Source organism: Rhodopseudomonas sp. BR0C11 (genome assembly GCF_010820945.1).
GTDB classification, from domain to species: Bacteria; Pseudomonadota; Alphaproteobacteria; order Rhizobiales; family Xanthobacteraceae; genus Rhodopseudomonas; species Rhodopseudomonas palustris_H.
On sequence record NZ_QTKI01000572.1, the window covers coordinates 1 to 2,279 of the forward strand.

Sequence of the window (2,279 nt, forward strand, 5' to 3'; positions counted from 1 at the left end):
GGCGTACCGGCCAGGCGGCGGGGCCAATCAGCGCCAGAACGGCCAGAAATGCGAGAAAAAACATCAATGGCTGCGATGACATGCTGTATCCCCGGCAAACAACGCTGGCGCCCTGGCGCTTTCCGGAAGCGCCCATTCCGGAATGCGAACGCGACCAGTTCCGGTGACGCGCGGCGGCCCGCCTCGTCCCTTCTTAATAATCCCCGGCAAGAACTGCCATCCGTTTCTTCTTATAATCCACCAATCATGCCGCCCAAACCGCGTTTGGTGCCGTTTTCGCCGCAGTTACCACTGCGTCCGGCATGCAGCTCGGACCTCTTAACCAGTCGTTAACCATAGGGGCGGCAAATTCTGCCTACCCGGCGGAATCGCGTGGCGGCAAGACCGGGCGGAGGCGGCTATGCCGATCAACGATCTCCCCGAGCTCAACGCGTTGCGCACCAAGATGCAGTGGCATCAGGAGCGCCAGAAGGTGCTTGCCGAAAATATCTCCAATTCCGACACGCCGAACTTCCGGCCGCGGGATCTGGTGGAGCCGAAATTCACCCCGGAAGGTCAGGCCGCCGGCGGTCCGGGCGGATCGCTGCCGCTGATGCGCACCAGCGCGTCGCATCTGACCCCGCCCGGCGGCTCGCCGAGCTTCTCCACCGACAACAAGGGCGGCTTCCAGACCCGTCCGGCCGGCAACGCCGTGAACCTCGAGGACGAGATGCTGAAGGTCTCGTCCAACCAGATGGACTACGCCGCCGTGACCTCGCTCTACAGCCGCAGTCTCGGCCTGCTCAAGACCGCAATCGGCAAGCGCTGAGAAGCGCCGGGAGGCTAAACCATGGCAGACGACGGCAACGACTTCGCCCGCTCGATGGGTATCGCCACTTCCGGCCTGCGCGCGCAGGCGGGCCGGATGCGGGTAATCTCGGAAAACGTCGCCAACGCCGACTCCACGGCGCAGAACGCGGGCGGCGACCCGTATCGCCGCAAGGTGCCGACCTTCACGTCGGCGCTCGACCGCACGCTCGACGCCCGCGTCGTGGCGCTCGGTCGCGTCAAGCCGGACACCTCGGCGTTCCGCGTCAAATACGAGCCGACCAATCCGGCCGCCGACGCCAACGGCAACGTCAAGTACCCGAACGTCAATCCAGTGATCGAAATGACCGACATGCGCGATGCGCAGCGGTCCTACGAGGCCAACCTCAACGTCATCAGCGCCACCCGCCGGATGATCCAGCGCACGCTCGACATTCTCAAAGCCTGATCCGCTTCCCCAGCATCGCACCAGGACACTGACCCATGGCCTCCCCGATTTCAGCAGCGAATGCCTATGCGAGCCTCGCCCGCCTGGCCAAGCCGGCCGGCGCCGACAAGGGGAGCGAAGACGCTCCGTCGTTCGGCAACCTGGTCAAGCAGGCGATGGGCAGCGTGCTCGACGCCGGCCGCAAGTCCGACGCGCAGTCGATGGCGATGGCGTCGGGCAAATCCAACGTGATGGATGTGGTGACCGCGGTCGCCGAAACCGACGTCGCTGTGTCGACGCTGGTGTCGGTCCGCGACCGGGTGATCCAGTCCTACGAAGAAATCATGCGGATGCCGATCTGACGGCGGCACCTTACCGATAGGCATCGTCATTGCGAGCGAAGCGAAGCAATCCAGAGCCGAGCGCACCGCGCTCCTGGATCGCTTCGTCGCTCCGCTCCTCGCGATGACGATGGCGAGACCGAACACCACCACTGCCACAATCGTCGACACAAGGATTCTCTCATGACCGGCCCCGAAACCCTCGACGTCGCCCGCGACGCGATCTGGACCATCGTCGTGGTGTCGGCGCCGCTGATGGTGGTCGGCCTGGTGGTCGGCGTCGCGGTGTCGCTGGTTCAGGCGCTGACCCAGATTCAGGAACAGACGCTGGTGTTCGTGCCGAAAATCCTGGCGATGTTCGTCACCTTGGTGCTGGCGCTGCCCTTCATGGCCGACGCGCTGCACTCGCAGATGATGCGGATATCATCGCGAATCATCGGCGGTTGACGCATGATCGGAGCCCGCGCCGCTTCGTTGGTCGCATCCGCCGTCGCCGCATCGCGCGGCTGTGGCGCACGACCTTCTGACGCGCGCTCCGAATCAGACAGCCGCGATGCGCATCGACCTGACCTTCCTGCCGGCGCTGGCCGCCACCTTCATGCTGGTGTTCGCACGCATCGGCTCGATGATGATGCTGATGCCGGCGTTCGGCGAGAGCAACATCCCGACGCGGGTGAAGCTGTCGATCGCGCTCATGCTGACGC

At 64.7% G+C, this 2,279-nt stretch carries 5 protein-coding genes; all 5 read left to right on the forward strand.

Features of this window, described 5'->3' with window-relative positions; all coding sequences use genetic code 11:
• Window positions 1-400 precede the first annotated feature (400 nt).
• Window positions 401-808, forward strand: coding sequence for a flagellar basal body rod protein FlgB (gene flgB, locus DYI24_RS25240; protein ID WP_107345597.1), 408 nt, complete (start codon window positions 401-403; stop codon window positions 806-808).
• Between the two features lie 21 nt (window positions 809-829).
• Window positions 830-1,255 carry a flagellar basal body rod protein FlgC gene (gene flgC, locus DYI24_RS25245; protein WP_107345596.1) on the forward strand — a complete coding sequence of 142 codons (426 nt, stop codon included), beginning with the start codon at window positions 830-832 and terminating at the stop codon, window positions 1,253-1,255.
• A gap of 35 nt (window positions 1,256-1,290) precedes the next feature.
• A complete protein-coding gene (gene fliE, locus DYI24_RS25250) occupies window positions 1,291-1,596 on the forward strand; it encodes a flagellar hook-basal body complex protein FliE (protein WP_104513080.1) in 306 nt (101 codons plus the stop codon).
• Window positions 1,597-1,758: 162 nt separating this feature from the next.
• The gene (fliQ, locus tag DYI24_RS25255; RefSeq protein ID WP_011159421.1) at window positions 1,759-2,022 is read left to right on the forward strand and encodes a flagellar biosynthesis protein FliQ; all 264 of its coding nucleotides are present in this window, start codon (window positions 1,759-1,761) and stop codon (window positions 2,020-2,022) included.
• Between the two features lie 106 nt (window positions 2,023-2,128).
• Window positions 2,129-2,279: flagellar biosynthetic protein FliR (locus DYI24_RS25260; protein WP_205523693.1), on the forward strand; the 151-nt coding region annotated here is incomplete at its 3' end.